The 3958-nt window shown below is 57.2% G+C and carries 2 protein-coding genes and 1 pseudogene; all 3 read right to left on the reverse strand.

The genetic code is table 11. The annotated features are described in order from the left end of the window. Positions 1–2159: phosphoenolpyruvate--protein phosphotransferase (ptsP, locus tag ABYT07_RS19540; RefSeq protein ID WP_372993688.1), on the reverse strand; the 2159-nt coding region annotated here is incomplete at its 3' end. A 207-nt stretch (positions 2160–2366) separates the two neighbouring features. After that, positions 2367–3605 carry an aspartate kinase gene (locus ABYT07_RS19545; RefSeq protein ID WP_372993689.1) on the reverse strand — a complete coding sequence of 413 codons (1239 nt, stop codon included), beginning with the start codon at positions 3603–3605 and terminating at the stop codon, positions 2367–2369. Between the two features lie 180 nt (positions 3606–3785). Continuing rightward, positions 3786–3958 (reverse strand): annotated as a pseudogene (locus ABYT07_RS19550) (short-chain dehydrogenase); the annotation flags it as partial.

The following is a 3958-nucleotide window of genomic DNA, read 5'->3' on the forward strand; positions in this document are numbered from 1 at the left end:
CGCACCTCGTTCAAGTCAGACCGACGTAGCAGGCTCTTGACCGGCCCGATGGACGCTGGTCGCATCGACAGCGACGTGATCCCGATCGCGGCAAAACACAATGCCTCAACAGGGCGGCCTGCGTCTTCGCCACAAAAGGACAGCGGCGTCCCGGTTTCCTGACAACGCCCGACGATGCCCTCAAGGAAGGTCAAAAAGCTTACGTTCAAAGTATCATAGCGCCGCCGCACCAATTCGTTCTCTCGGTCAGCCGCAAAGAAAAACTGCTTGAGGTCGTTGCCGCCGATCGACAGAAACTCGACCTCTTCAAAGAACTTCTTTGGCGCGAAGGCTAGCGAAGGCGTCTCGAGCATGGCACCGACTTCGATCTTGGACGGCAGCACATGGCCCAGTCGTTCTTCCCGCGCCAAGGTCTTGTCCATCTCGGCACGTGCGGCGCGGTATTCTTCGAATTGCGCAACAAACGGGAACATCACCGTCAAAGGGCGCCCGTTCGCGGCGCGGATCAACGCCTGCAATTGCATCCGCATGATCCCCGGCTTATCAAGCCCGACCCGGATCGCACGCCACCCCAAAGCCGGATTTGGCTCATCATTCGGTTTCATATAGGGCAGCACTTTGTCCGACCCGATATCAAGCGTGCGAAACACCACGCGCTTGCCACTGGCGGCATCCAGAACACGGCTGTAAAGCGCTGATAACTCAGAACGTTTCGGCATTTGGCTGCGGATCAGGAATTGTAATTCGGTGCGGAACAGCCCAACGCCTTCGGCTCCAGATCCCTCCAATGAAGGCAAATCAGCCATCAGACCGGCATTCATATGCAAACCGATGATCTGCCCGCATTTCGTCTTGGCCCGCTTGTCGCGGATAGAGACATAGCGTTCCTGCGCCGCAGCCTGCATTGCGATCTTGTCGCGAAATGCGGCGACAACATTATCGTCAGGACGCAGATGTACCACCCCCTGCTCGCCGTCCACCATGATACGGTCACCATTCAACGCGTCATTGGTGATCCGCGCCGCGTGCACGATCAACGGGATCGCAAGCGCCCGCGCGACGATTGCGGCGTGGCTGCCAACCGATCCTCCTTCAAGGATGATCCCGCGCAGGGACCGGCCATATTCCAGCAATTCCGCCGGACCGATATTGCGCGCGACCAGAATGGGGTTCACCGGCATCTCTGCACCGGTGTTTGATCCCTGCCCGGTAAGGATTCGCAGCAAGCGGTTGCTGAGGTCGTCCAGATCCGACAACCGTTCACGCAGATAGGCATCGCTCGCCTGCCCTATGCGGGACCGCGCCAGCGATTGTTCTTTTTCAACAGCCGCTTCGGCGGATAACCCGCGGCTGATGTCTTCCTCCATCCGGCGCATCCAGCCTTTGGAGTTGGCGAACATCCGGTAGGCTTCCAGCACTTGCCGCTGGTCCTTGTCACCGCCAGCCATTGTCATCATCTGATCGACGCTGATGCGCAGTTCGTCCACAGCAACATTCAGGCGCTCTGTCTCTTTCTCGGGGTCGTCAGCGACCGGGTTCGACACAACTACCCGAGGCTCGTGCAGCCAGACATGCCCTTCGGCAACACCTTCCTGACCAACCGTTCCACGGATCAGAACAGGCTGGCTGTGGCGCGCAGACATTGCGGCACCTTCGCCGACAAAAGCACCCAACTCGGTCATTTCAGCCAATACCATGGCCACCACTTCCAAAGCGTAAACTTCATCGGAAGAAAATTCGCGTGCGGCCTTGGATTGCACCACAAGCACACCCAAAGTTTCCCCAAGGCGCTGCACAGGAATGCCTAGGAAGCTTGAATAAATCTCTTCTCCGGTCTCGGGCATAAACCGGAAACCGGGCGCTTGCGGGGCGTTGGGCGTGTTGATGATCCGTTTGCGCTTGGCCACACGTCCCACCAGACCTTCGCCCATTTTCATGCGCGTCTCGTGCACGGCGTCGGATTTCAGCCCCTCAGTTGCGCAAAGCTCCAGCGTATCCTCGTCGCGAAACAGGTAGATCGAACAGACCTCGCAGCCCATTGAGCTGGCGATCAGACTGGTGATCTTGTCCAGCCGGGCCTGCCCCGCTTCATCGCTCGCCATCGCATCGCGCAAACGACCCAGCAGCTTACGGCTTTCTGTTTCGATCCCATCGGGCATTTCAGTTTGTTCCTCCGCAAAGCAAGCTTAGACCACAGAGACCGAAAAAGTGAAACCTCTGATCTGGCCAAGCCTTAGCACCCCTGCCCTTGCCTAGGAAAGACACTACTCTACCCAAACGAGAAACAACACGCTGAAACAACTGTGGGCTGCCCATGCTTCAGGCAACCCAGTTATTTCCCCCAGCTTCAGGTTCGGGTTCAGCCTTTACGCAGCCTTGTCGAGGTCGAACGCGTCATGCAGCGCTTGAACGGCAAGCTCCATGTATTTGCGGTCGATCAGAACCGAAATCTTGATCTCGGAAGTGGTGATAACCTTGATGTTGATGCCCTCGTTGGACAGCACTTGGAACATCTTTGCAGCCACACCGGTATGGCTGCGCATGCCGATGCCCACGACAGACACCTTGGCCACATCGGTGTCGGCAATCAGTTCATGGAAATTGACACTGCCTGCGGCCTTGGCTTCGTCCATCGCCTTTTCAGCGCGCTTGATCTGGTCAACAGGGCAAGACCACGTCATATCCGTGCGCCCCTCCTCCGAGATATTCTGAACGATCATGTCAACGTTCACGCCACCTTCGCTCAGCGCGGTAAAGATCGCCGCAGCAATCCCCGGCCGGTCGGCAACCGACACAAGGGTCATCTTTGCTTCGTCCCGCGAAAACGCGACGCCCGATACAACATTGCTTTCCATGATTTCCTCCTCAGCGCAGACCAGCGTTCCAGCTTCGTCCGATTGTTCCTCAAAACTGCTCAGCACGCGTAACTTGACCCGATAGCGCATCGCCAGTTCAACAGACCGTGTTTGCAAGACTTTAGCCCCAAGCGAGGCAAGCTCCAACATCTCTTCAAATGCGATCTTATCCAGCTTGCGCGCTTTGGATGTGATGCGCGGATCGGTGGTATAGACCCCGTCCACATCGGTATAAATATCGCAACGCTCAGCGTCGAATGCGGCAGCAAACGCAACCGCCGTGGTGTCCGATCCCCCGCGCCCCAGCGTGGTAATCCGACCCTCTGGGCTCACCCCTTGAAACCCTGCGACAACAGCAACCTTCATGCCTTCGGCAAACTTGGCCATGATATTCTCGGACGGAATTTCCTCAATCCGCGCCGAGGAATGGGCCGAGGTCGTCTTGACCGGCACCTGCCATCCTTGCCAACTGCGTGCGGGCACGTCCATTTCCTGCAAGGTCAACGCCATCAGACCTGCGGTCACATTCTCACCGCTTGATACGACCGCATCATATTCACGCGCATCATAAAGCGGCGATGTCTCACCGACCCAGCCCACCAATTCATTGGTTTTGCCGGACATGGCTGATACGATCACGATCACATCATAGCCCTTGGCCACTTCGACACCGACGCGCTTGGCTGCGCGCCTGATACGATCCAGTGTGGCCACTGATGTGCCACCAAATTTCATCACCAGAACAGGCATAGGTCCCCCGCTGCAAAACTCCGGCGCGGTTTACGCGCAAGCCGTGCCCTTAGCAAGCCCAAGCATTTTGCCGTTTCTCTGGCTCAAAAATATCCTGGGGCCCGGGGCAAAGCCCCGAATCTTAAATCACTGGGCAAAGCCCCGAGTCTTAAATCGCTGGGCAAAGCACCGAATCCTAAATCAATAAGGATGCGCCCGCCCGTCCCATGTCTCAAAACATCCCGTGGTTGCAATATCCAACGCTGCAAACCGGTCAACCAGACCCATAACCGCTTCATCGACCGTAATGGCAGCCATATTGCCGCCCATACTGGTCTGGACCCAACCCGGATGATAAATCCCGACAGCGATCC

Origin of the sequence: Sulfitobacter sp. (assembly GCF_041552635.1) — a bacterium.
Classification (GTDB): Bacteria; Pseudomonadota; Alphaproteobacteria; order Rhodobacterales; family Rhodobacteraceae; genus Sulfitobacter.